At 74.7% G+C, this 21,108-nt stretch carries 21 protein-coding genes, 1 tRNA gene and 1 riboswitch; of the genes, 15 read left to right on the forward strand and 7 right to left on the reverse strand.

Going from position 1 to position 21,108, the window contains the following annotated elements; genetic code table 11:
• Positions 1 to 96 precede the first annotated feature (96 nt).
• The 3 genes from AB0R04_RS30450 (at position 97) to AB0R04_RS30460 (ending at position 3,321) form a co-directional block, all read left to right on the forward strand.
• Positions 97 to 1,395: a PrsW family intramembrane metalloprotease gene (locus tag AB0R04_RS30450; protein ID WP_363376802.1), complete on the forward strand. Its 1,299-nt coding sequence runs from the start codon at positions 97 to 99 to the stop codon at positions 1,393 to 1,395.
• 50 nt (positions 1,396 to 1,445) lie between these two features.
• A tRNA-Met gene (locus AB0R04_RS30455) sits at positions 1,446 to 1,519 on the forward strand.
• Between the two features lie 569 nt (positions 1,520 to 2,088).
• The gene (locus tag AB0R04_RS30460) at positions 2,089 to 3,321 is read left to right on the forward strand and encodes a hypothetical protein (protein WP_363376803.1); all 1,233 of its coding nucleotides are present in this window, start codon (positions 2,089 to 2,091) and stop codon (positions 3,319 to 3,321) included.
• Here the strand turns inward: AB0R04_RS30460 and AB0R04_RS30465 are convergent.
• From AB0R04_RS30465 to AB0R04_RS30480, 4 genes are all read right to left on the reverse strand, one after another.
• A complete protein-coding gene (locus tag AB0R04_RS30465) occupies positions 3,318 to 3,779 on the reverse strand; it encodes a GNAT family N-acetyltransferase (protein WP_363376805.1) in 462 nt (153 codons plus the stop codon). The two genes, AB0R04_RS30460 and AB0R04_RS30465, sit on opposite strands and share 4 nt — an antisense overlap.
• A gap of 36 nt (positions 3,780 to 3,815) precedes the next feature.
• Positions 3,816 to 4,568: a hypothetical protein gene (locus AB0R04_RS30470; RefSeq protein WP_363376807.1), complete on the reverse strand. Its 753-nt coding sequence runs from the start codon at positions 4,566 to 4,568 to the stop codon at positions 3,816 to 3,818.
• A 117-nt stretch (positions 4,569 to 4,685) separates the two neighbouring features.
• Complete coding sequence (locus AB0R04_RS30475; RefSeq protein WP_363376809.1) at positions 4,686 to 5,426, reverse strand: sensor domain-containing protein; 741 nt, start codon at positions 5,424 to 5,426, stop codon at positions 4,686 to 4,688.
• 203 nt (positions 5,427 to 5,629) lie between these two features.
• The gene (locus AB0R04_RS30480; RefSeq protein WP_363376811.1) at positions 5,630 to 6,202 is read right to left on the reverse strand and encodes a GNAT family protein; all 573 of its coding nucleotides are present in this window, start codon (positions 6,200 to 6,202) and stop codon (positions 5,630 to 5,632) included.
• A gap of 42 nt (positions 6,203 to 6,244) precedes the next feature.
• Between AB0R04_RS30480 and AB0R04_RS30485 the strand changes: the two genes are divergently transcribed.
• Positions 6,245 to 7,237 (forward strand): hypothetical protein, encoded by a 993-nt coding sequence (locus AB0R04_RS30485; RefSeq protein WP_363376812.1) that lies wholly within the window; start codon positions 6,245 to 6,247, stop codon positions 7,235 to 7,237.
• A gap of 61 nt (positions 7,238 to 7,298) precedes the next feature.
• Here AB0R04_RS30485 and AB0R04_RS30490 read toward each other — a convergent pair whose 3' ends face one another.
• The gene (locus AB0R04_RS30490) at positions 7,299 to 8,132 is read right to left on the reverse strand and encodes a M23 family metallopeptidase (protein WP_063348302.1); all 834 of its coding nucleotides are present in this window, start codon (positions 8,130 to 8,132) and stop codon (positions 7,299 to 7,301) included.
• A gap of 12 nt (positions 8,133 to 8,144) precedes the next feature.
• A riboswitch (cyclic di-AMP (ydaO/yuaA leader) is annotated at positions 8,145 to 8,303 on the reverse strand.
• Between the two features lie 343 nt (positions 8,304 to 8,646).
• Between AB0R04_RS30490 and AB0R04_RS30495 the strand changes: the two genes are divergently transcribed.
• From AB0R04_RS30495 to AB0R04_RS30545, 11 genes are all read left to right on the forward strand, one after another.
• Positions 8,647 to 9,474 (forward strand): alpha/beta hydrolase, encoded by an 828-nt coding sequence (locus AB0R04_RS30495; RefSeq protein ID WP_363376815.1) that lies wholly within the window; start codon positions 8,647 to 8,649, stop codon positions 9,472 to 9,474.
• A 97-nt stretch (positions 9,475 to 9,571) separates the two neighbouring features.
• Complete coding sequence (locus AB0R04_RS30500; protein WP_363376817.1) at positions 9,572 to 10,141, forward strand: TetR-like C-terminal domain-containing protein; 570 nt, start codon at positions 9,572 to 9,574, stop codon at positions 10,139 to 10,141.
• Positions 10,142 to 10,362: 221 nt separating this feature from the next.
• Positions 10,363 to 11,493 (forward strand): PP2C family protein-serine/threonine phosphatase, encoded by a 1,131-nt coding sequence (locus tag AB0R04_RS30505; protein WP_079135705.1) that lies wholly within the window; start codon positions 10,363 to 10,365, stop codon positions 11,491 to 11,493.
• Between the two features lie 82 nt (positions 11,494 to 11,575).
• A complete protein-coding gene (locus AB0R04_RS30510) occupies positions 11,576 to 13,837 on the forward strand; it encodes a SpoIIE family protein phosphatase (protein WP_363376819.1) in 2,262 nt (753 codons plus the stop codon).
• Positions 13,838 to 14,070: 233 nt separating this feature from the next.
• Entirely contained in the window at positions 14,071 to 15,339 is a 1,269-nt protein-coding gene (locus tag AB0R04_RS30515) for a sensor histidine kinase (protein ID WP_063348306.1), read from the forward strand.
• A complete protein-coding gene (locus tag AB0R04_RS30520) occupies positions 15,323 to 15,736 on the forward strand; it encodes a roadblock/LC7 domain-containing protein (protein ID WP_063348307.1) in 414 nt (137 codons plus the stop codon). Before AB0R04_RS30515 ends, AB0R04_RS30520 begins: the two co-directional genes overlap by 17 nt.
• Positions 15,733 to 16,080, forward strand: coding sequence for a DUF742 domain-containing protein (locus AB0R04_RS30525; RefSeq protein ID WP_063348308.1), 348 nt, complete (start codon positions 15,733 to 15,735; stop codon positions 16,078 to 16,080). Before AB0R04_RS30520 ends, AB0R04_RS30525 begins: the two co-directional genes overlap by 4 nt.
• 22 nt (positions 16,081 to 16,102) lie before the next feature.
• Positions 16,103 to 16,693 (forward strand): ATP/GTP-binding protein, encoded by a 591-nt coding sequence (locus AB0R04_RS30530; protein WP_063351226.1) that lies wholly within the window; start codon positions 16,103 to 16,105, stop codon positions 16,691 to 16,693.
• Positions 16,690 to 18,138, forward strand: a complete 1,449-nt coding sequence (locus tag AB0R04_RS30535; protein WP_363376822.1) for a cytochrome P450 — start codon at positions 16,690 to 16,692, stop codon at positions 18,136 to 18,138. Before AB0R04_RS30530 ends, AB0R04_RS30535 begins: the two co-directional genes overlap by 4 nt.
• Positions 18,102 to 19,208 (forward strand): cytochrome P450, encoded by a 1,107-nt coding sequence (locus AB0R04_RS30540; protein WP_363376824.1) that lies wholly within the window; start codon positions 18,102 to 18,104, stop codon positions 19,206 to 19,208. The genes AB0R04_RS30535 and AB0R04_RS30540 overlap by 37 nt, the downstream gene beginning before the upstream one ends.
• A gap of 43 nt (positions 19,209 to 19,251) precedes the next feature.
• On the forward strand, positions 19,252 to 19,509 hold the full coding sequence (locus AB0R04_RS30545; protein WP_063348310.1) for a hypothetical protein: 258 nt from the start codon (positions 19,252 to 19,254) through the stop codon (positions 19,507 to 19,509).
• Between the two features lie 194 nt (positions 19,510 to 19,703).
• Here the strand turns inward: AB0R04_RS30545 and AB0R04_RS30550 are convergent, their stop codons facing one another.
• Positions 19,704 to 20,528: an isocitrate lyase/phosphoenolpyruvate mutase family protein gene (locus tag AB0R04_RS30550; RefSeq protein ID WP_363376826.1), complete on the reverse strand. Its 825-nt coding sequence runs from the start codon at positions 20,526 to 20,528 to the stop codon at positions 19,704 to 19,706.
• Positions 20,529 to 20,539: 11 nt separating this feature from the next.
• Positions 20,540 to 21,025 (reverse strand): carboxymuconolactone decarboxylase family protein, encoded by a 486-nt coding sequence (locus AB0R04_RS30555; protein WP_363376827.1) that lies wholly within the window; start codon positions 21,023 to 21,025, stop codon positions 20,540 to 20,542.
• Positions 21,026 to 21,108: the final 83 nt, after the last annotated feature.

The following is a 21,108-nucleotide window of genomic DNA, read 5'->3' on the forward strand; positions in this document are numbered from 1 at the left end:
CAGGCCACCACGCGCTGACCGGGGGGCCGTTCCCCGGACGGACGGTTCGTCCCGAGTCCTCCCGACGGGCGGGTGCGGTGGCCTACCCTGTGCCGCATGGGCAGCCCGGCCGGCGGCGGGTCCCGGGCCACCGTCCAGGCCGCCGCTGACGCACCGGAGACGGTCCCGCGCACCGGCGACACCCGGACCATCCCGGGGCCCCGGAGGCGCCGGGCCCACCGCCTCGTGCCCTGGGCCGGCGCCGCTTCACCACCACCACCGCCGCCGTCCGGAGCCGCCGCACCGCCCCGGCGCGGCCGCTCGGTGGCGGTCTCCTCCGTCACCGCCACCGCCGTACTGACCCTGGCCGGCTGCGGGGTGCTGATCCTGCACCTGGTCCAGCGCCAGACCGGCACCGTCGGACTGCTGGTCGGCGTCGGCCTGGCGATGGTGCCGCTGCCGTTCGTGCTCGGCGCCCTGGCCTGGCTCAACCTGACCGCCCGGGTGCCGCTGCGGCACACCGTGTTCTGCCTCGGCTGGGGCGCCTGCGCGGCCACCACCGTCGCCATCGTGGCCAACAACTGGACCGCCAGCTACCTGACCTCGCACCAGGGCCCGCTCGGCGAACTGCTGGGCGCCGGCATCGCCACCCCGCTGATCGAGGAGACCGCCAAGGCCACCGCCCTGCTGGTGCTGCTGCTGCCGCTCGGCCAGCGGCTACGCTGCCACGGCCGCCGCACCGGCCGCCCCTGCGCTCCGCTGCTGCACCGGCTGCCGGCCTCCCGACTCCCCCGGACGTACGCCCGCCGCCCGGCCGGTCCGCACGCCCGGGGCCGGCTGCGGCTGCGCCCGTACCTGCGCCCGCTGCCGTACCTGCGCCCGGCCCCGCCCTCCGGCGGCGGCCCGCACCGCCGCTCCCGGCCCCGCACCCTGGCGGCCGGAGTGGTGCTCGGCGGCATGACCGCCTGCGGCTTCGCCTTCACCGAGAACGCCCTCTACCTGGGCCGGGCGTTCACCACCGACCAGCGGCAGCGGCTGGACAGCATCGGCCTCGGCGATCCGCCCAGCCTGCGCGACTTCGACGGCACCGTGCAGACCTTCGTGCTGCGCGCCCTGCTCTCCCCCTTCGCGCACCCACTGTTCACCGCGCTCACCGGGATCGGCCTGGCCGTCGCCCTGACCACCGGTCGGCGCTGGCTGGCCCGGCTGGCCGCGCCGACGGGGCTGCTGCTGGCGATGGCGCTGCACGGCACCTGGAACGCCGCCGCCGACCTCGGCACGGACGGCTTCCTGGTGGTGTACGGGGCGCTGATGGTGCCCTGCTTCGCCGCGCTGGTCTGCTTCGCGGCCTGGGCCAGGTCCCGGGCGGCCCGGCACGCCGCCCGGCGCGACAGGCGCTCCGCCGGGGTGGTCTGAAGAACCGATTTCCCATCTCGGCGACTTCCCCGTATTGTTGTGTTTACCGACGCGGGGTGGAGCAGCTCGGTAGCTCGCTGGGCTCATAACCCAGAGGTCGCAGGTTCAAATCCTGTCCCCGCTACTCAGTAGCAACGAAAGGCCCGGAGGATTCGTCCTCCGGGCCTTTCGCGTTCCCCGGCACGGCGAAGGAACGTTCTGCCGCGAAGCCGCAACAGGACCTGGGCCCCCGTCAGCGGAGACCTCCCGAACGACGGCGGCCCGGCCGTCGGCCGCCGGGCGGGCCACCGATAAATCCGTTGCCCTCCGGCCGGTGGGCTGCCTATCGTGGCGGCACACTGAAGGGAGGTGATCCTGAATTGAGTTCCATCAGGATGCGTGAGGTGGCTGCTCGCTAGAGCCGCCCCTGCCTGCGCGGGGTGAGGCCTGAGGCCTCCGGCAGGCGAAATCCATAGCAGTCACCCGGCCCGCAGGCTCACCGGCACATCCCCGGTGCCTCGGCGCCAGGCCAGTGCACGGGCCGGCGCGGAGGAGCAGCCTGCGGGCTGTCTGCGTTCTCCGCCGCTCTCCGCCGCTCTTGGTCGTCACCCGCGCCCTGTCCGCGGCGCCCCCGGGTCGTTCCCGCGGTGGGGCCGCGGCGCTAGAGTCGGCGCGGGTTCCGGAGCGGAGCGGCGCGGGCACAGGGGGTAGGCGATGGCGAAGGCGCGGCGGCGGAGCGGCACGACGGCCCTGCGGACGGCACGGTGGGCCGCGCCCGGGGCGCTGGCCGGGACGGGCCTGCTCGGGCTGCTGCTCTTCTCGCTCGGCCGGGAGCAGGCCTGGCAGGCGTTCGGCGGCGGGCTGGTGGTGGCCGGGGCCTCGACGGTGCTCGGCGGCGCGCTGGGCTTCCTGTTCGGAGTGCCCCGGGTGCGCAGCGGCAGCGGCGAACCGCAGGGCTCGTACGCCCCGAACACCAACCTGGAGCAGGTGTCCGACTGGCTGACCAAGGTGCTGCTGGGCGTCGGGCTGACCCAGCTCGGCTCGCTCGGCGAGCGGCTGCACCAACTCGGCACCGCACTGGCCCCCGCGCTGGGCGGGGAGGACGCCGCAGTGCCGTTCGCGGCGGCACTGGTGCTGTACTTCGTGGTCTTCGGCTTCCTGGCCGGCTGGCTGGTGACCAGGCTCGCGCTGCCGCAGGTGCTGACCGACGCCGACCAGGCCCTGGATCTCTTCCTCGCCGGGCAGGACCGCGACCGGCGGGGCGACAAGGTGGGCGCCGACGACCTGCGGGTCCAGGCGATGCAGCAGCTCGGGCTGCTGGGGGGCAGCGCGGAGCAGTCGGCCGCGCTGGCCGCGCAGTTGCCGCCCGCCTCCTCACCCTCGTCCGGGCCGGAGGGCGTGGTGGCCGAGGTCCGCTCGACCGCGCGCCGCTCGGCGCTGACCGCCGACCAGGTGCGGGCGCTGTACGCGGACGGCTCCGAGGGCCGCCGGATCCAGGCACTCGCGCTGATGCAGGGCGACCCGTCGCTGGCCGACCTGCCGAGCCTGCTGGACGCGATCGAGCGCCCGCGCTCCGGCTTCGAGCAGTACCACGCGCTGCTGGCCGCCCGGGGGCTGCTCTCCCGGCTGCCCGGCGCCGAGGCGCAGCGGCTGCGGGACGCGGTGGCCGGGCAGTTGGTGCTGCCGGAGGGGATCCCGTACGGGTCGGACCGCAGCTGGCTGGCGGAGAAGATCCTGTCCCGACTGGAGGCGACGGCCTTCGTCCCGACGCAGCCGACCCCACCCGCCGAGCCTGCCCATCGGGGACAGCCGGGACAGTCGGCCCCACCCGCTCAGCCCGCTCAGCCCGTCCAGCCCGTCCAGCCCGCTCAGCCCGCTCAGCCCGCTCAGCCCGTCCAGTCGGCTCAGCCCGTCCAGTCGGCTCCGTCGGCGGGCGACCAGAGCTAGCTGCTGAACTCCTTGACGGTGAAGCGCAGTTCGGGCTGCTCCCAGGGCGTCTTGACCTGCGGCGGGCGGGTGCCCGTGCGCTCGGCGCCCATCTGGAGGTAGAAGCCCTCGGCGGGCGGGTGGGACACCACCTTGACCGAGGCGATCCCGGCCGCCCGGGCGCGCTCCAGCATGTCCGCGATCAGCTTCCGCCCGATGCCGAGCCCCTGGGCCTCGTCGGCGACGAACATGAGGTCCAGTTCGGCCGGTTCGCGGATCAGGCCGTAGAAGCCGAGCAGTCGGTCGGTGGTCGGGTCCGAGGCCAGGAACACCTCGTGCCGGGCGACGTACTCGGGGGTGACCCGGTAGCCGTCGATCATCGCCGCGTAGTCACCGCGGTAGGCGGTGGAGGCCTGGATCAGCTCGGTGAGCCGGTCGGCGTCGGCCGCCCCGGCGCGCCTGATGGTCGTCTCGCTCATGCGGGCGAGTATAGGGGTGCTAACCAGGAGAGACCATTACCTTTCGGCGGCGGACCGACGGCGGTGGTCGGCGGCCCGCAGGACCAGGACGCGGCGGGTGCGGCCGTCCGCGGCGCGGGGGAAGCGGCGGATCTCGCTGGCGACGCGGCGCTCGCCGAGCGCGTACCGCAGCGGGTCGAGGTGGGCACAGCGGAGGCCGTGGCCGTCGTGCAGCGGCTGGACGCGGACCTCGCCGTCCGGGGAGGTCACCCGGACGAGTTCCACCAGGGCGGCCAACTGTCGCTCGGGGCCGAACAGTTCGGGGTAAGCGAAGAGCAGGTAGCCGCTCAGGGTGAGCGCGAAGGCGCCGTCCGCGAACGGCAGTCGGGGCAGCGCGGCGGCCACGTACTGCTGCGGGTGCGCGGCCGAGTCGGCGGCGAACAGGCGGCGGGCGCGGTCCCAGCTGCGCAGGTAGCGGTCCGGCCGGCAGGAGCGCGGCGACGGGTACAGGTGCGGGCGGGCGGCCATCGCGGTGGCCATCGACGCCCGGGCCGTCAGCGCGTGGGCCGCGACCTCGGGTGCGGGGAGCGCGTACGCCGGGTCGGCGGCGATCACCCGGCAGCCGAGCCGGCGCGCCTCGGCGGCCAGGCCGGCCGCGCCGCCCGGGCAGTCCAGCACCGGGCCCGGCAGCGCGGCGAGTTGGGCCCGGGTGAGGTCGAACAGGTCGCAGTACTCGTCCAGCGGGCGGGAGGTGACCAGGATGTCCCGGCCCAGGGCGCCCGGGTCGGCAGGGGTGTGTGCGGCGGCCACCCGGCCATCCGAACACGGGCTGGCCCCGCCCGCATCCGGAGCACGTCCGGGGCGCGGGCGGGGCCGGGAAGCGGGCGGGGCCGGGGAGGGCTGCGGGGCCGGGAAGGCCCGCGGGGTTCAGCGGCCGAGCAGGCCCTGGGCAGCGGCCCGGTTCACGTTGGTCAGGCCGCGGACCAGCTGCGCGGTGAGGATGATGAGCAGCACCCCGACCAGCGAGAAGCCGGCGATCTGCCAGGCCCCCTCGACGTAGTAGACGTGCTGGACGTTGTCGCTGTCGTAGAAGTCGAAGATCCGGTACCCGCGCCACGGGGTGAAGGCCGGGAAGACCCACTGGTAGAGCGGGTACAGCGCCATCGCCCAGCCGAGCAGCAGGAACACCAGCGACAGGACGAAGCTGAGGACCGCCCACGGGAACATCACCACCTGGTAGAACGCGGCCTTCCACCCGGCCGGGTCCGCCAGCCGCGCGGTGATCGCCCCCCAGGTGCCCGGGCGGGTCTGGCGCACCGGCGCCGGGGCGGGCACGTCCAGGGCCAGCATGCCGCGCACCCGGGCCCGCTCCATCCGGCCCATGCCGCGGGCGACGGTGGTCAGGAGGGCGAGGATGGGCAGGCCGAGGACGGTGACGAAGGTGCCGACCCCCATGCAGAACAGCACGATCGAGACGGAGAAGCCGATGACCGACAGCGGCAGGCCGGTGAGCGTGTAGCCGATCTCGCGGTAGTAGTGCTTGGAGAACGGCGCCCGCCAGACGGCCGGCGGCTCCTCGGTCCGGTGGGCCCGAGCGGGACGCGGGTCGTCGCCGTAACCACCGAGGACGTCCCACTCACGGTCCTGCGTGCTTCGGCTGATGCTCATGTCCCGGCCCCGGTCCCTCGTTCTCGGCTGCTGATGGCATCAGTCTGGTCGAACGGCGGGCCGGGGAGGATCCGGAGGCCTGGCGGATCGGGGGTGGGGTTAACCCCCCGGGCCTGACCCGGCAGGCCTGCCCCGGGTCCGCGCCGGATGTCCACTCCGGACGTCCACGCCGGATGTCCACGCCGGACGTCCGCGCCGCAAGGTCAGCCGGCCGCGCCGGTCCACTCGTCGGCGAGCAGCGAGTACAGGTACGAGTCGGACCAGGCGCCGCCCTTGTACTGGTCGTGCCGGACCCGCCCCTCCAACTGGAACCCGAGCCGGAGCAGCACCTTGGCGGAGGCGGCGTTGTCCACGTCGACCCGGGCCGCCAGCCGGTGCAGGCCGAGGGCCTCGAAGGAGAGCTCGCAGAGCAGGCCAGCGATCTCGCCCGCGTAGCCGCGGCCCCAGACGTCGCGGCCCAGCACGTAGCCGAGGTGGGCGGAGCGGTGTTTGCCGAGGGTGAGGGAGGCGTGGGCGATCGGCACGGCGTCCACCGGGTCCTCGGCGTCGTCGCGCCGGGTGACGGCCAGCCGGTAGGTGTCCCGCTCCGGCGCCATCGCCTCCTCCAGGTAGAGCTCGATCTGGTCGGCGCAGGTTTCGCGGTCGCGCGGCTCGAAGGGGAGGTAGCGGGTGACCTCCGGATCGCTGAACAGCCCGTGCAGCGCGTCCACGTCGCCGGGGGTGTGGTGATACTCGCGGATGGCCAGCCGGGGGCCGGTGAGTCGTACGGGGACCATGGCAGCCGACCCTACTCCCGGCCAGCGGTTACCGTTCGAGCTATGAACGACGAAGACCTGCGGCTCGCCCCGCGCACCAGGGCCGCCGACCTGCTCGCCTGGGCGGCGGAAGAGGACCGCACCCCGGTGGCCGAAGCGCCGCTGCGCGCGGTACTGGCCCTGCTGGAGCTGGGCGAGGGCAGGATGCACGACGGCTGGCCCGAACTGACCTCGAACGCGGTGGAGCACCTGCTGTACGAGCGGCTCTACCTGTACGTCCAACCCGAACCGGAGGCGGACCCGCTGGCATACGGCAACGCCGTCCGGCTGCTGACCGACCACCAGCGGGCCGCCAAGCGGCTCAACGCCAAGCGCCAGGAGCGGCTGCACGCCGAGGCCGAGTGGCAGGGCGAGGTCGCGGCCGGGCTGCTGCGCCGCGCCGACCTGGTGACCTGGCCCCGGCTGTACGCGCTGCTGCTGCACGCGTACGGGGCGGACGTCGCGGATCCGGAGGCGGTGCGGGAGTGGCTGGCCGGCTTCCGGGAGCTGGCGCAGGAGGAGCGGCTGGCCAGGTTCGCCGCACTGGCGCAGACCGGCTGGCTGGACGAGGTGGACGAGCAGGGCTGGAGCCCGACCCGGGTGATCTCGGTCGGCATGGCCACCGACGGCGCGCGCCGGCTGCTGGAGCAGGGCCTGATGCGGCGCAGCTACCGCAACCTGACCGAGCTGACCGCGCTGGGGCGGCCGATGCCGGACGAACTGGCCGGGGACTTCGGGGCGTTCGAGGAGGCGGCGGTGGAGGCCGCGCTCGACCTGTACGGGGAGTGGACGGTGCCCGGGCTGCCGCGACTGCTGGTGGAGGAGTTCCCGGACCTCGCGCCGGAGCCGGGGCAGGAGGAGATCGACGCGTACCTGGCGGGGCTGGCGCAGGAGGAGTTCGACGCCCGCCTGGAGGAGCTGGCGGGGCCGGCGCAGGAAGAGTCCGACGCGCACCCGGCGGGGCCGGCCGACCCGGCGGACCAGGAAGACCCGGCGGCGGACCCGACGCAGGAGTGACGCGGCGAAGCCCCGGCCGCCGGTGCCTTTCGGTTCCGGCGGCCGGGGCTTCGCGGGTGCGTCAGGGGTTGAGGCCGCGCTGCTGGAACCAGGTCTCCGGGTCGACGGGGGCGCCGCCACCGGGGCGGACCTCCACGTGCAGGTGCGCCCCGGTGACGTTGCCGGTGGCGCCGACCTTGCCGATCTGCTGGCCGGAGCCGACCTTGCCGGAGCCCTTGATGATCGAGGAGAGGTGGCAGTACCAGATCTCGGTGCCGTCGGGCAGGGTCTCGACGATCCGGTAGCCGTACGAGCCGGACCAGCCGGCCGAGGTGATGGTGCCCTGGCCGACCGCGTAGACGGGGGTGCCGGTGTCGGCGGCGAAGTCCAGGCCGGTGTGCAGGTGGGCCCAGTAGCGGGCGCTCTGGCCGTAGTGGGCGGTGAGGTGGTAGTCGCGCACCGGCAGGGTGAGGGCGGCGGCCTTGGCCCGCTCGGCCTCCTCGGCGGCTCGCTTGGCCTCGGCCTCCTTGGCGGCGGCCTTGGCCTCCGCCTCCTTCGCGGCCTGGACGCGGGCGTCCTCCTCGGCGGCGGTGCGCTGGCTGTCGGCCTGCAGCTGGATGCGGGCGGCGAGCGCGAGGCCGGGGTCGGCGGAGAGGGCGACCGGGGTCTCGTCCGGGGTCTCGATGGCGGGGGCGGCGGCCGGGGTGGCGGAGGCGAAGCCGGTGGCGCCCAGGGTGGCGGCGACGGCGGTGACGCCGAGCAGCGGGGAGGTCCCACGGACCTGACGCGGCATCCGGTGCCGGTTGGTCTCGGCGTCGGGGCCCGCGTACTCGGGGCCGTCCGGGCCGGGGTGGTCGAGGAGCCGGGTACCTGCTGCGAGGCCGGCCGGGTGTGCCGGGGTGTGCGTCGACGCCACGGAGGCGCGCTCCTTTCCTTCCTTCGCGCCTACCGGGTTAGCTGACGGGTTCGGAGCAGGAAGGTCTCCTACGGCTGGGCCGGAGCCCTGCCGATTCACCCCAAGGAACGTGGTTCCCCGGCTCCCTGACCTGCCCGGAGGCCGGTCGGCGGGATTAGGCGACGGCGCACGGTGCCGTCTGGGTACGGCGTTGAGGACCGCGCTGCGTTATCAAACGTTAATCCTAGGAGGCCCTGATTCCAAGCCGTTCGCCCGGGACGACCGGAGACGGACGGGGCACTCTGGGATGCGAAGGGCGTTTTGTCCCCCTTGAGCCCCTTGGGCACGCTTGAGCACCATTGACGCCACCTCACGTGATCGGACGTCAACGGACGGCCCTTCATTCAGGCGCTCCCCGCCGACCTCCCCCGCCCCACAGGGCGCGAAGGCTTGACGGCTAAGGCTATTAGCCTTAGCTTTATGGCTATCGGCAGCACCGTCGAAGCCCCGCACCGGCAGCCCCCGGAGGCCCACCATGAACGCCACCAGCGCCCCCACCACCCAGTACCTCGACGTCACCGGCGGCCGCCTCGCCTACGACGACACCCGGCAGGGCGACGGCACCCCCGTCGTGCTGCTCCCCGGAATGCTCGACACCCGCGCCGCCTACCGGCACCTCCACCCGCTGCTGGCCGCCGCCGGCCGCCGGGTCATCACCATGGACCTGCGCGGCTTCGGCGAATCCTCGATCATCTGGGACGACTACTCCCCCGCCGCCATCGCCACCGACGTCCTCGCCCTGCTCGACCACCTCGACATCGAGCGCGCCGTCCTGGTCGGCAACTCCTACACCGGCGCGACGGTCGTCAAGGCCGCCGGCGACGCCCCGGAGCGGGTCGCCGGCATCGCCCTGATCGACGCCTTCGTCGAGAACACCCCGCCCGGCGCCCTCATGCGCGGCGCCCTCCGCGTCATGGGCGCCCTGACCGTCCACTCGCCCGCCTTCTGGGGCCTCTACCACCGCAAGCTGGCCTACCCGGGCGCCAAGCCCGCCGACTTCGACACGTACGTGGCCGGACTCGTCGCCGCCATGCGCACCCCCGGCCGCAAGACCGCCACCCGCGGACACGTCGGCGGGGACTCCGCGCCCGTCGGCTGGACCGCGGCCGTCCGCTGCCCCTCGCTCGTCATCATGGGCAGCAAGGACCCCGACTTCCCCAAGCCGGAGGCCGTCGCCGACCGGCAGGCCGCCGCGCTCGACGCGCGGAAGGTCATGATCGACGGATCCGGGCACTACCCGATGGCCGACAACCCGCAGGCCACCGCCGGCGCCCTGCTGCCCTTCCTCGCCGAACTCGCCTGAGCCCCGCCCACCCCGTCCGCCCACGTCAGCCCCGCCCCCACGCGCCGCCCCGCCCCGCCCCGCCACGTACGCCTTCCACCGACGGAGAGCCCACACCATGCCCCGAGTAGGACTCACCCCCGAGCAGGTCGTCGACCACGCCCTCGCCCTCATCGACGAGCAGGGCGCCGACGCCCTCACCCTGGCCGCCGTCGCCGCCCGGGCCGGGGTCGCCACCCCGTCGCTGTACAAGCACGTCAGCGGCGGCCTCGCCGAACTGCGGCGGCTCATCGCCGTCCGGGTCACCGAGGAACTCGCCGACCGGCTCGCCGAGGCCGCCGTCGGCCGCAGCGGGGACGACGCCGTCGCCACCGTCCTGCGCGCCTACCACGCGTACGCCACCGAGCACCCGCACCGCTACAACGCCCTCCCCCAGGCCCCGCAGCCGGACGACGACCTCACCCGCGCGGCCGGCCGGCTCGTCGGGGTGATCATCGCCGTCCTGCGGGAGTACGGCCTCGACGGCGCGGAGGCGATCCACGCCGCCCGCACCGTCCGCTCCGTCGCCCACGGCTTCGCCTCCCTCTCCATCGGCGGCGGCTTCCAGCTCGCCGAAGACCTGGCCACCACCCAGAGCCGCCTCATCACCCTCCTCACCACCGGCCTCCGCAGCTGGCCCACCCCCTGAGACGCCGGCTACCGCACCGACCGCGGCACGACCCGCCCGGCCTCCCGCAACGGCGGAACCACCACCACACCGGGTGAGGCATGCACGAGAAGTCGGGCCCGCCGACTTCCGGTGCGGCGGGCAGGCAGCGGGCCTGGGGGTGGTGGGGGTGGACGGGTTAGTGTGGCCGGGCTGACTGGTGGTCATGACAGGGGACCGCCGACCCCTTGGCGGAGGTCCACGTGCCCGCACCGATAGCGAGGGCGCGGCGGTGGTACCTGCGGCTGCTGGACGGGAACGCCCGGGCCGCGCGGTACGCGCTGGGGGTGCTGCTCGGGGTGACGGCGGTGCTGAGCGTCCTGCCGATCGTGCTGCCGTACAGCTGGCCGCCGTCGGCGCTGGTGCTGCCGCTGGTGGTCGGCGGGCTGCTGTTGCGGCGCGGGCAGCTGCTGGTGCTGGTGTGCGCGGCGCTGGCCGGCGGGGTGCTGGGGGCTGTGGTGCGGGATCCGCTCGGGGTGCGGATCGGGGTGACGCTGGTACTGGCCGCGACCGCGGTGACGGTGCTGGCCGCGAACCGGTTCCGGCACCGGCTGGGTCTGCGCGGGACGCAGGGCGATTCGATGCTGCTGGAGCTGGCCGAGCACACCCGGACGCTGGCCCGGCTTCCGGAGCGGCTGCTCGACTGGCACTTCGACAGTGCGCTGGCGCCGGCCGGCGACACCTCGTTCTCGGGTGACTTCCTGCTGTGCGCGCACCGCCCCGAGGAGGATCTGCTGGAGCTGCTGCTGGTGGACGTGTCGGGCAAGGGCAGCCGGGCGGCGGCCCGCTCGACGCACCTGTCGGGCGCGTTCGCGATGCTGCTGGGGCGGGTGCCGCCGGAGGCGTTCCTGCCGGCGGCCAACGACCATCTGGTGCGGATGGGCTGGGAGGACGACTTCGCGACGGCGGTGCACCTCGCGCTGCGCCCGGCGACGGGCGACTACCTGCTGTTCAACGCCGGCCATCCGGCGCCCGCGCAGTTCCGCCGGGCGGACGGCGGCGGCTGGGCGCGGTCGGGGCACGGCGGTCCGGCGCTGGGGCTGGTGTCGGGCGCGCTGTACCCGGCGGTGTCGGGGCGGCTGCGGCGGGGCGATTCGCTGCTGCTGTTCAGTGACGGCCTGGTGGAGGTGCCTGGTCGGGATCTGGACGAGGGGGTGGGTCGGCTGCTGGCGGCGGCCGAGCCGGTGGTGCGGCCGTGGCGGACGCAGCAGCAGCTCACCCGGGGTGCGGCGGAGCGGCTGGTCCGGACGGTGGCGCGGGACGCGGCGGACGACCGGACGCTGGTGCTGGTGCGCCGTCTGGGCCACCATTCACCCGCTTCAGCACCTGCTTGAGAAATAAGGTATTAAGAATTAAGTGCCCGTTCGGGCACCCAGAGGGCACCCACCCCCCGAGAACGGAAAGGCCGGGTATCCGATGGACCTGACCTCTCCGTGGGTTCCCCCCTCCGAGGACGAGAGCCGGACGCCGCGCAGCAGTCCCACCGCCCGCAGCCCCATGCGCTGCGTGCGCTTACTGCTCGGCTGCACCAGCGCCGCCGAACTGCTCGGCACCGTCCTCGCCGAAGGGCCGGGCTGGATCACCGGCGAGGGTTCCGCGCTCTACCTGCTGGATTCCGCCGGAATGCTCCGGCTGACCGCCTCGCACGGGCTGCCGGACTGGACCCACGAGCGCTACAGCATCGTCGATCCGGCCGGTGACCTCCCCGCCGCGATGGCCCTGCGGTTACGCCGCCCCTACCTGCTCAGTCCCGAGCACACCAGCGTCGACTACCCGAACAAGAACGCCGGCATGGGCACCGGCATGGTCGCCGTGATCACCCTGCCGATGGTCGTCGACGAGCGGCCGGTCGGCGTCCTCGCCCTCGCGCTGGCCCACCGGGGCACCGTCCCCCGCCGCGACCTGGACGTCCTGGAGACCATCGGCGAGGCCTGCGCCCACCGGCTGTCCCACCTGCTCGACCACGCGGACGCCCGGATACCCCAGGATCCGGCCGGGGCGCCGCCGGACGGGGCCGGGAGCCTCCCCGCCGGGCTGGCCCACCCGATGCTGTCGCTCGCCGTCCGGGCGGCCGGGCACGGCGCCTTCGAACGCGATCTGGTCACCGGCGAGAGCTACTGGGACGCCGCGGCGTTCCGGGTCACCGGCCAGCCCGCCACCGCCGACGGCTCCGCCCCGGAGCTGGACCGGATCGTCCACCCGGAGGACCTGCCGGACGTGCAGGCGGCGCTCGCCGAGTCGCTCACCACCGGCGGGTGGTACCGGATCGGGTACCGGGTGCTGCGCGGGGGCGGCAGGGTGGCACGGATCGAGGAGACCGGCGAGGTGATGCTGGACGTCCACGGCCGGCCGGTCCGGGTCGCCGGGCTGCTCTCCGACCGGGGCCAGGGCCGGGGCCGGGAGCACCCCGGGCAGCAGGCCGGGCAGCAGCCCGAGGAGCAGGCCACCCCGGCCGGGGCCCGGACGGCGCTGCTGCTCGCGCTCACCCGGTCGCTGTCGCGGGCGGTGACCGTCCGGGACGTCACCACCGCCGTCACGGACGTCGCCCGCCCGGCGTTCGGCGCCGCCAGCATCGTCCTGGACCTGGTGGACGAGGGCCGGCTGCTGCCCGTCTCGCACACCGTGTACGGCGGGCCCAGACGCACCGAGCTGACCCGGCTGGCGGACCTCTCCGAGAACGTGATGCAGCACGCGCTGACCCGCTCGGCCCCGCTGTTCAGCGAGCCCGGCCCGGACCGGGGCCGGCACGGCCCGCTCACCCCGGCCTCCTGGGCGGTGCTGCCGCTGGTCGCCTCCGGGCGGCAGGTGGGCTCCTGCCTGATCACCTTCTCCGCCGAGCGGGCGTTCGGCCGGGAGGACCGCACCCTGTACTCGGCGTTCGCCGGGATCCTGGCGCAGTCCCTGGAGCGGGCCCGGCTGTACGACACCCACCACCACCGCGCCACCGAGCTGCAGCGCGCGATGCTGCCGCGCACCCTGCCCCGGCTGCCCGGGATCGCCAGTGCCGCCCGCTACCTGCCGAGCACCGAGGGCATGCAGATCGGCGGCGACTGGTACGACCTGCTGAGGCTGCCGGACGGCCGGATCGGGCTGGTGATCGGCGACGTCCAGGGCCACAACGCGGAGGCGACGGCGGTGATGGGCCAGCTGCGCAGCGGCCTGCGGGCGTACGCGACGGACGGGCACGATCCGGCCGCCACGCTGGCCCGGACCAGCCGGCTGCTGACCGAGCTGGACACCGACCTGTTCGCGACCTGCCTCTTCCTGGCCCTGGACCCGGCCGACGGCGCGCTGACCGCGGCCCGGGCCGGGCATCCCGCGCCGGTGCGGATCGCGGACGGCAGGGCCGTCGAGCTCGACCTGCCGGGCGGGCCGCCGCTGGGCGTGGACCCGGGGCAGCCGTACCCGCTGACGGTCGGCCGGCTGGCGGTCGGCGAGACGCTGCTGGTGTACACCGACGGGCTGGTCGAGGACCGCGAGGAGGACTACGACGAGTCGGTGCAGCGGATGCTCGGCGGGCTGGAGCTGTGGGCCCGGCAGACCGGCCCGACCCGGGTCGGCGCGGCGCCCGCGCTGGAGCGGCTGGCCGACCTGCTCACGCTGAACGTGACCGAGCGGCGGTCCCGGCCGGACGACGTGGCGCTGTTGCTCCTGCACCGGACGTCGCCCCTTCCGTAACACCGTGCACACGTTCCCCACACATCCCGGGACGTGACTCGGCCATCTCCCGCCCGGCCCGGCCGACGCGCCGCAGGCGCCCCACCGGGGACGAACGTCCTCGGGCCGTCCGGATCGCGGTCGAACGGCGCCGGTTTGACGCCGTATTGACTGGATATTGACGAGATCCGGTCACTTGGCGAGATCCGTTCACACCTTCGTAGGATCATCACCCTAGAATTCGCGGCGTGACGATGACTCAGTGGTGCACAACGGCAACCGGCGTACTCGCCGCCCTCGCCCTCGTGGCCACCGCCCGGTACCGCGCCGTGTCCGTCACCCAGCGCCGCCGCGCCGACCGGCTGCGACGCGACCTCGCCCGGCTCCAGGAACAGCTGGGCGCCGAACTCTCCCGCCGCGGCGCCGACCTGGCCGCCGTCCAGCAGGAGCAGGAACTCACCGCCTCCACCCAGCGGGCCTTCCTCAGCGTCGCCCGCCGCATCCTCGTCATGGCCCACGACCAGCAGGCCCTGCTCGACGAGATGGAACGCACCCACGACGACCCGGCGCTGCTGGAGGGCCTGCTCAAGGCCGACCACGCCGCCGCCCAACAGGCCAGGCTGGCCCAGACCCTGGCCGTGCTGTGCGGCGCGCGGGCCGGCCGGCACTGGCCCGAGCCGGTCTCGCTGGAGGACGTCGTGCGCGGCGCCCAGTCCCGCATCCTGCCGTTCCAGCGGGTGGTGGTCCGCAGCCGGATCGAGACCGCGGTGGTCGGCGCCGCCGCCGAGGCCCTGATCCACGCCGTCGCCGAGCTGCTGGACAACGCCACCCGCTACTCCCCGCCCAGCACCCAGGTGTTCGTCACCCTGATGCCGGTGCACAACGGAGCCGTCATCGAGATCGACGACGGTGGCGTCGGCATGCCGGAACAGGCCGTCGCCAAGGCCGCCGCCGCCCTCGCCGGCGGCACCAGCCTGGAGGTCTCCCGGCTCGGCGAGGTGCCGCAGCTGGGCCTCGCCGCGGTCGGCCGACTGGCCGAGCAGTACGGCTTCCGGGTCACCCTCAGCTCGGCGCCCTCGCCGTACGGCGGCGTCCGCGTCGTCGTGATGCTGCCGAACGCCCTGCTCACCGAACCGCTGCCGCCCACCGTCCCCGGCCTCGGACCGGACGACCGGGCGTTCAGCACCGACCTCCGGCCGACCGGACACCCCGCCGGACACCCCCTGGTGGAGACCCCGCCGGCCGGCCGACCCCCCGCGGCCGCCGACACCCCGCCGCCGCTGCCCCGCCGGAGCCACCGACGCGACCGCGCCGCCCGCCCCGCCCAACACGCCTCTCCCGCGCCGCCGCCCGCCCCGCCGTACCGCTCGGCCCGGGACGCGCAGGCGTTCATGGCGATGTTCCAGGCCGGCACCGCCAGCGGCCGATCGGCCGCCCGGGTCCAGGCCCAGCACGACCCTTCCCTGCCCGCTTCCCCCCGACTTCCCCAGCGCTCCGGAGAGTTCCATGACCACCACCCCTGATCTCGGCTGGATGCTCGCCGACATCGTCAACGTCCCGCAGGTCCAGCACGCCGTCGTCGTCTCCAACGACGGCCTGGAGATCGGCCGCAGCGCGAACATCGCGCGCGAGGACGCCGAACGGCTCGCCGCCGCCTGCTCCGGACTCCAGTCGCTGGCCCGCGGCGTCGCGACCGGGTTCGGCGGACCGGGCAGCGCCACCCGCCAGATCATCATCGAGTACGGCGGCGGCTACCTGTTCATCGTCGCCGCCGGGGCCGGCGCGCACCTGGCCGTGGTGACCAGCGACGCCGTGGACGCCGGCCTGGTCGCCTACCAGATGCAGGTCCTGGTCGAACGGATCGGCAGCCACCTCACCAGCCCGCCGCGGGTCGACCACGCGGCGGGGGGGCACCGGTGAGCGGGCCGGTCCGGCCCTACGTCATCACCGGTGGCCGCAGCCGGTCCACCCGGGCCGAGCTGGCCGTCGAGAGCCTGGTCAGCGCGTTACCCGAGCCGCCGGAGCTCCCCGACCACGCCCTGCTCAACCGCGAGCACCGGCGCATCCTCGCGCTCTGCCACAGCCTGCTGTCGATCGCCGAGGTGGCGGCCCACCTGGGGCTGCCGCTCGGCGTCGTCAAGGTGCTGGTCGGCGACCTCTGGGACCTCGGCGCCGTCCAGGTCCTCCCGCCCGTCCCGCAGGCCGAACGCCTGCCCGCAACCCTTCTGGAAGAGGTGCTCGTTGGCCTCCGCCAACTCCGCTGAAGCCCCCGGGGCCACCGCCGACCTGCCCGCCGAGCCGCGGTACCTGCCGTCCTCGGTCCAGGGCGCGGTGAAGATCCTGGTCACCGGCCCGTTCGGGGTCGGCAAGACCACGCTGGTCGGCTCGCTCAGCGAGATCACTCCGCTGCGCACCGAGGAGACGATGACCGCCGCCAGCAGCGGCATCGACGACCTCACCGGGCGCGCCGGCAAGACCACCACCACGGTCGCGCTCGACTTCGGCCGGATCACGCTCAACCCGCGGCTCGCGCTGTACCTGTTCGGCACGCCCGGCCAGCGGCGGTTCTGGCCGCTCTGGGACGACCTGTCGCGCGGCGCGCTCGGCGCCATCGCCATGGTCGACCTGCGCCGCCCGGACGAGAGCTTCGACGTGCTCGGCCGCCTGGAGGAGCAGCGCATCCCGTTCGCCGTGGCGGTCAACACCTTCTCGGACACGCCGAGTTACCCCGAGGAGGAGCTGCGCTCCGCCCTCGACCTGCTGCCGGAGGTACCGATCCTGCACTGCGACGCCCGCGACCGGCGGCAGTCCTACGACCTGCTGATCGACTTCGTCGACCACCTGCACCGCAGCTCGATCCTGGAGCTCCAGGGATGACCGCGCCCGAACCCGGCACCGCCTCCCCCGGCTGCCCGGTCCCGCACGGCGGCGGCCTGCCCGCCAGCCTCCCGCTGACCCCGCTGTACGGCCACGCCGTCGCCGAGGACCCGCACGGCCTGTACGCCCGGCTGCGCCGGCGCTACGGCCCGGTCGCGCCGATCGAGCTGGAGCCCGGGGTCGAGGCCTGGCTCGTCCTCGGCTACGCCGAACTGCTCGAACTCACCCGCAACGAGGCGCTGTTCTCCAAGGACTCGCGCCGCTGGCGGGTGCCCGCCGAGGGCCGGCTGGCCCCCGACTCCCGGCTGCTGCCGATGACCTCCTGGCGGCCCACCCTGCTCAACCTGGACGGCGCCGAGCACCAGCGGCTGCGCTCCGCCGTCTCGGACACCCTCGCCCAGATCGACCACCGCCAGCTGCGCGAGACCACCGAGGCCTGCGCCAACGACCTCATCGACAGCTGGGGCCCGGACGGCACCGCCGACCTGATCTCCCAGTACGCCCGCCCGCTGCCGCTGCTGGTCTTCACCCAGCTGGTCGGCCTGCCCCGCGAGGCCGGGCCCCACCTGGTCGAGCTGATCAGCCACTTCGTGGACAGCGGCCCCAAGTCGGTGCGCGCCAACGCCGAGTTCCAGGCGATCCTGGTCGACCTGGTCCGGCGCCGCCGGACCGCCCCCAGCGCCGACCTCACCTCCTGGCTGCTCGCCCACCCGGCCGGGCTCACCGACGAGGAGGCCGTGCACCACCTGGTGGTGATGCTGGTCGCGGGCAACGAGACCAGCATCAACTGGACCGGCAACACGCTGCGGCTGCTGCTCACCGACCGCCGGTTCCGGGCCACCCTCACCGGCGGGCGACTCACCGTCTCCGACGCGCTGGAGGAGGTGCTCTGGCGCGACCCGCCGACGCAGAACTTCCCCGGCCGCTGGGCCACCGGCGACACCGTCCTCGGCGGCCAGTACATCAGCGCCGGCGACATGCTCGTCCTCGGCCTGGCCGCGGCCAACGCCGACCCGGCCGCCCAGGGCGTCGCCTCCGCCGCCCAGGGCTCGCTCGGCGGCAACCGGGCCCACCTCGCCTGGGGCGCCGGACGGCACGTCTGCCCGGCCCAGCACCCGGCCCGGATCATCGTCGAGACCGCCGTCGAGACCCTGCTGCACCGCCTGCCCGATCTCCAACTCGCCGTCCCCGCCGGCGACCTGGGATGGCGCCCGTCCCCGTGGTCACGGGCCCTGCTCGGCCTGCCGGTGCTGTACAGCGCCTTCACCCCGCCCCGCCCGCCAGCCCCCGAAAGGCCCGCATGGACACCGCCGTCGACCCCCGACCCGAGCCCGTCAGACTCGACCCCTTCGGACGCGACCAGCACCAGGAGAACGCCCGCCTCCGGGCGGCCGGCCCCGCGGTCCTGGTGGAGCTCCCTGGCGGGGTGGTGGTCTGGGCGATAACCCACCACGACACCCTCCAGGCGCTGCTCGCCGACCACCGGGTGGGCAAGAACGCCCAGCTGTGGACGACCTTCCGGGAGGGCCGGCTGCCCCAGGGCTGGCCGCTGCTCAACTTCGTCACCGTGCCCGGCATGGTCACCGCCGACGGCGACGACCACCGGCGGCTGCGCGGCCTGGTCAGCCAGGCCTTCACCCCGCGCCGAATAGCCGACCTGGCGCCCGCGATCGAGGCCCGCACCGTCTCGCTGCTCGACCGGGTCGCCGAGCTGGACGGCGCGTTCGACCTGCGCGAGCACTTCGCCTACCCGCTGCCGATGCAGGTGATCGGCGAGCTGCTCGGCCTGGCGCTGGACGAGCAGGACAGGCTGCACGAGCTCTCCGACACCCTGGTCTCCAGCTCGGCCACCCCGGCGGCGGCCGCCGCCGCGCAGCAGGCCCTGTACGCGCTGCTGGGCTCCGTGGTGGCGGCCAAGCGGGCCGCGCCCGGCGACGACCTCACCACCGACCTGATCGCCGCCCGCGAGGCCGGGGACCGGCTCAGCGAGGCCGAACTGGTCGGCACCCTGCTGCTGATGCTGGTCGCCGGGCACGAGACCACGCTCAACCTGATCACCAACGCCGTCCGGGCCCTGCTCGCCCACCCCGACCAGCTGCGGCTGGTGCTCTCCGGCGAGCAGTCGTGGTCGGCGGTCATCGAGGAGACGCTGCGCTACGACTCGCCGGTCGGCCAGTTCCCGCTGCGCTACGCGACCGAGGACATCGAGGTCGGTGACGTGGTGATCCGGCGCGGCGAGGCGCTGCTCGCCTCCTACGCGGCGGCCGGCCGCGACGCCGGGCACCACCCGGACGCCGACCGCTTCGACGTCACCCGGCGGCCCAACCGGCACCTGTCGCTCGGTCACGGCCCGCACTTCTGCCTCGGCTCCGGACTGGCCCGGCTGGAGGCCGAGACCGCGCTGCGGCACCTGTTCGGGCGGTTCCCCGGGCTGGCCCTCGCCGAGGGCGACGCGCCGGAGCCGATCGGCTCCTTCATCAGCAACAGCGTGCGAACCCTGCGGGTGACGGTCTGAGCCGCCCGGTTACCTGAAGGCGGCCCGGGTCGTTCGGCAGTGCATGAAGAAACTCGCCACCCTGGCCGCCCTCACCATGGCGGGCCTCGCGCTCGCCGCCCCGGCGGCGTCCGCCACCACCCAGACCGCGAGCTCCCCGGACGCCACCGGGGGCCTCACCGACGGTCTCAACCTCTCCCCGGCCGACCTCGCCATCCACGCCGCCGGCAAGTTGCCGGTGGTCGGCCACACCGCCCAGGAGGTGGAGGCCGTCGGCACCAACCAGATGACCCACCCGGGGCTCAGCGGTCAGATCGGCTGACCCGGATCGGCTGACCACGCCCACCGGGCACCGCCCCGGTTGCCGCCACCCCCGTCGGCGGCAACCGGGGCTTCGCCGTTCCCGGGCCCGCCCGGCCCGCGTCTCCCGGCCTGCCCGGACCACCCGGCGCCGCCGAACCGCCCGGCCCGCGCCGCCGGGCCCGCTCAGCACCGGTCGGACCGCGAGAAGCCCGCTCAGAAGAGGCCGTTCAGCTCCTGGTAGGTCAGCCCGCCCTCCAGCGCGGTGTAGGTGCCGCTCGCGTACACCTCCGCGGCGGCCCGGCGCACCGCCGCGTACGCCACCTCGGCCAGCCCGGGGCCGAGGCTCACCCGGGCCACGCCCAGCTTCGCCAGCTCCGGGACGGACGGCGCGCCCGGCCCCGCCAGCACGTTCAGCGGCACCGGGACGGCCGCGGCCAGCGCGGCGATCGTCTCCCGGTCCGCGACACCGGGCACGAACACGCCGTCCGCACCCGCCTCGACGTAGGCCCGCAGCCGGCGCACCGCGTCGTCCAGCCGGCCCTCCGGCGCGCCGATCCCGTGCAGGAACACGTCGGTGCGCGCGTTGACGTAGGCGGGCACGCCCGCCGCGTCCGCCGCCGCCCGGGCCGCCGCGATCCGCTCGGCGGCCTCGGCCACCGGCCGGCCCTCGTCCTCCAGGTTGACGCCGACCGCGCCGGTGGCCAGCAGCGCGGCGACGGACTCGCCGACGCCGGCGGCGGTCCGCGCGAAGCCGCTCTCCAGGTCGGCGGTGACCGGCAGGTCCACCGCGCGGACCACCTGCGCCGTCCGCACGAGGACCTGTTCGAGGTCGGCGCCGCCGCCGTCCCGGCTGCCGAGCGACCAGGAGACGCTCGCGCTGGCCGTTGCCACCGCCCGTGCTCCGGCAGCGGCGACCAGGCGGGCGCTCGCCGCGTCCCACACGTTGGCGAGCACCAGCGGCTCGCCCGGCCGGTGCAGTTCCCGGAGCAGCCGGGCCTTCTCCTGCTGGACGACCGCCATGTCCGCCGTGTTCGTCATGTCCCCGGGCCTCACTTGGCGGCCGGGCTGAGCCGGGAGGCCACCCCGATCCGGTTCCAGGCGTTGATGGCGACGATCAGCGCGATCAGCTGGGCCAGCTCGGTCTCGTCGAACTGGGCGGCGGCCTCGGTGTAGACCGCGTCCGGGACGTGGCCCTGGGTCAGCAGGGTGACCGACTCGGTGAGGGCCAGCGCGGCCCGCTCCCGGGCGGTGAACCAGGGGGTCTCGCGCCAGGCCGGGAGGGAGAGCAGCCGGTGGTCCTGCTCGCCGCCCTTCAGGGCGTCGGTGCTGTGCATGTCGATGCAGAAGGCGCAGCCGTTGATCATCGAGGCGTGCACCTTGACCAGCTCGGCGAGCGTGTGGTCGAGGCCCTGCCGGGCGGCGCGGTCCACCGCGATCATGGCCTGGTAGAAGTCGGGGGCCAGGCTGGGCAGCGAGAGGCGCTGGGCGGGGGCCGGGACCGGGGCCTCGGTCGGCTGGTGCTCGTTCGTCGTCATGGCCACCAGCCTAGGGACCCGGTGGACCTGTTCCCTGGTGCATTTGAACCGCAGAATCCTGGGCCACTTCGTGTGAGCCCGGC

The sequence above is a fragment of the Kitasatospora sp. NPDC056731 genome, from assembly GCF_040687675.1.
GTDB lineage: Bacteria > Actinomycetota > Actinomycetes > Streptomycetales > Streptomycetaceae > Kitasatospora.

Excerpts from the sequence above, each read along its gene's own strand:
- AB0R04_RS30450 (WP_363376802.1), top strand. The coding sequence starts at position 97 with ATGGGCAGCCCGGCCGGCGGCGGGTCCCGGGCCACCGTCCAGGCCGCC.
- AB0R04_RS30460 (WP_363376803.1), top strand. The coding sequence starts at position 2,089 with ATGGCGAAGGCGCGGCGGCGGAGCGGCACGACGGCCCTGCGGACGGCA.
- AB0R04_RS30465 (WP_363376805.1), bottom strand. The coding sequence starts at position 3,779 with ATGAGCGAGACGACCATCAGGCGCGCCGGGGCGGCCGACGCCGACCGG.
- AB0R04_RS30475 (WP_363376809.1), bottom strand. The coding sequence starts at position 5,426 with ATGAGCATCAGCCGAAGCACGCAGGACCGTGAGTGGGACGTCCTCGGT.
- AB0R04_RS30480 (WP_363376811.1), bottom strand. The coding sequence starts at position 6,202 with ATGGTCCCCGTACGACTCACCGGCCCCCGGCTGGCCATCCGCGAGTAT.
- AB0R04_RS30485 (WP_363376812.1), top strand. The coding sequence starts at position 6,245 with ATGAACGACGAAGACCTGCGGCTCGCCCCGCGCACCAGGGCCGCCGAC.
- AB0R04_RS30495 (WP_363376815.1), top strand. The coding sequence starts at position 8,647 with ATGAACGCCACCAGCGCCCCCACCACCCAGTACCTCGACGTCACCGGC.
- AB0R04_RS30500 (WP_363376817.1), top strand. The coding sequence starts at position 9,572 with ATGCCCCGAGTAGGACTCACCCCCGAGCAGGTCGTCGACCACGCCCTC.
- AB0R04_RS30510 (WP_363376819.1), top strand. The coding sequence starts at position 11,576 with ATGGACCTGACCTCTCCGTGGGTTCCCCCCTCCGAGGACGAGAGCCGG.
- AB0R04_RS30515 (WP_063348306.1), top strand. The coding sequence starts at position 14,071 with ATGACTCAGTGGTGCACAACGGCAACCGGCGTACTCGCCGCCCTCGCC.
- AB0R04_RS30520 (WP_063348307.1), top strand. The coding sequence starts at position 15,323 with ATGACCACCACCCCTGATCTCGGCTGGATGCTCGCCGACATCGTCAAC.
- AB0R04_RS30535 (WP_363376822.1), top strand. The coding sequence starts at position 16,690 with ATGACCGCGCCCGAACCCGGCACCGCCTCCCCCGGCTGCCCGGTCCCG.
- AB0R04_RS30545 (WP_063348310.1), top strand. The coding sequence starts at position 19,252 with ATGAAGAAACTCGCCACCCTGGCCGCCCTCACCATGGCGGGCCTCGCG.
- AB0R04_RS30550 (WP_363376826.1), bottom strand. The coding sequence starts at position 20,528 with ATGACGAACACGGCGGACATGGCGGTCGTCCAGCAGGAGAAGGCCCGG.
- AB0R04_RS30555 (WP_363376827.1), bottom strand. The coding sequence starts at position 21,025 with ATGACGACGAACGAGCACCAGCCGACCGAGGCCCCGGTCCCGGCCCCC.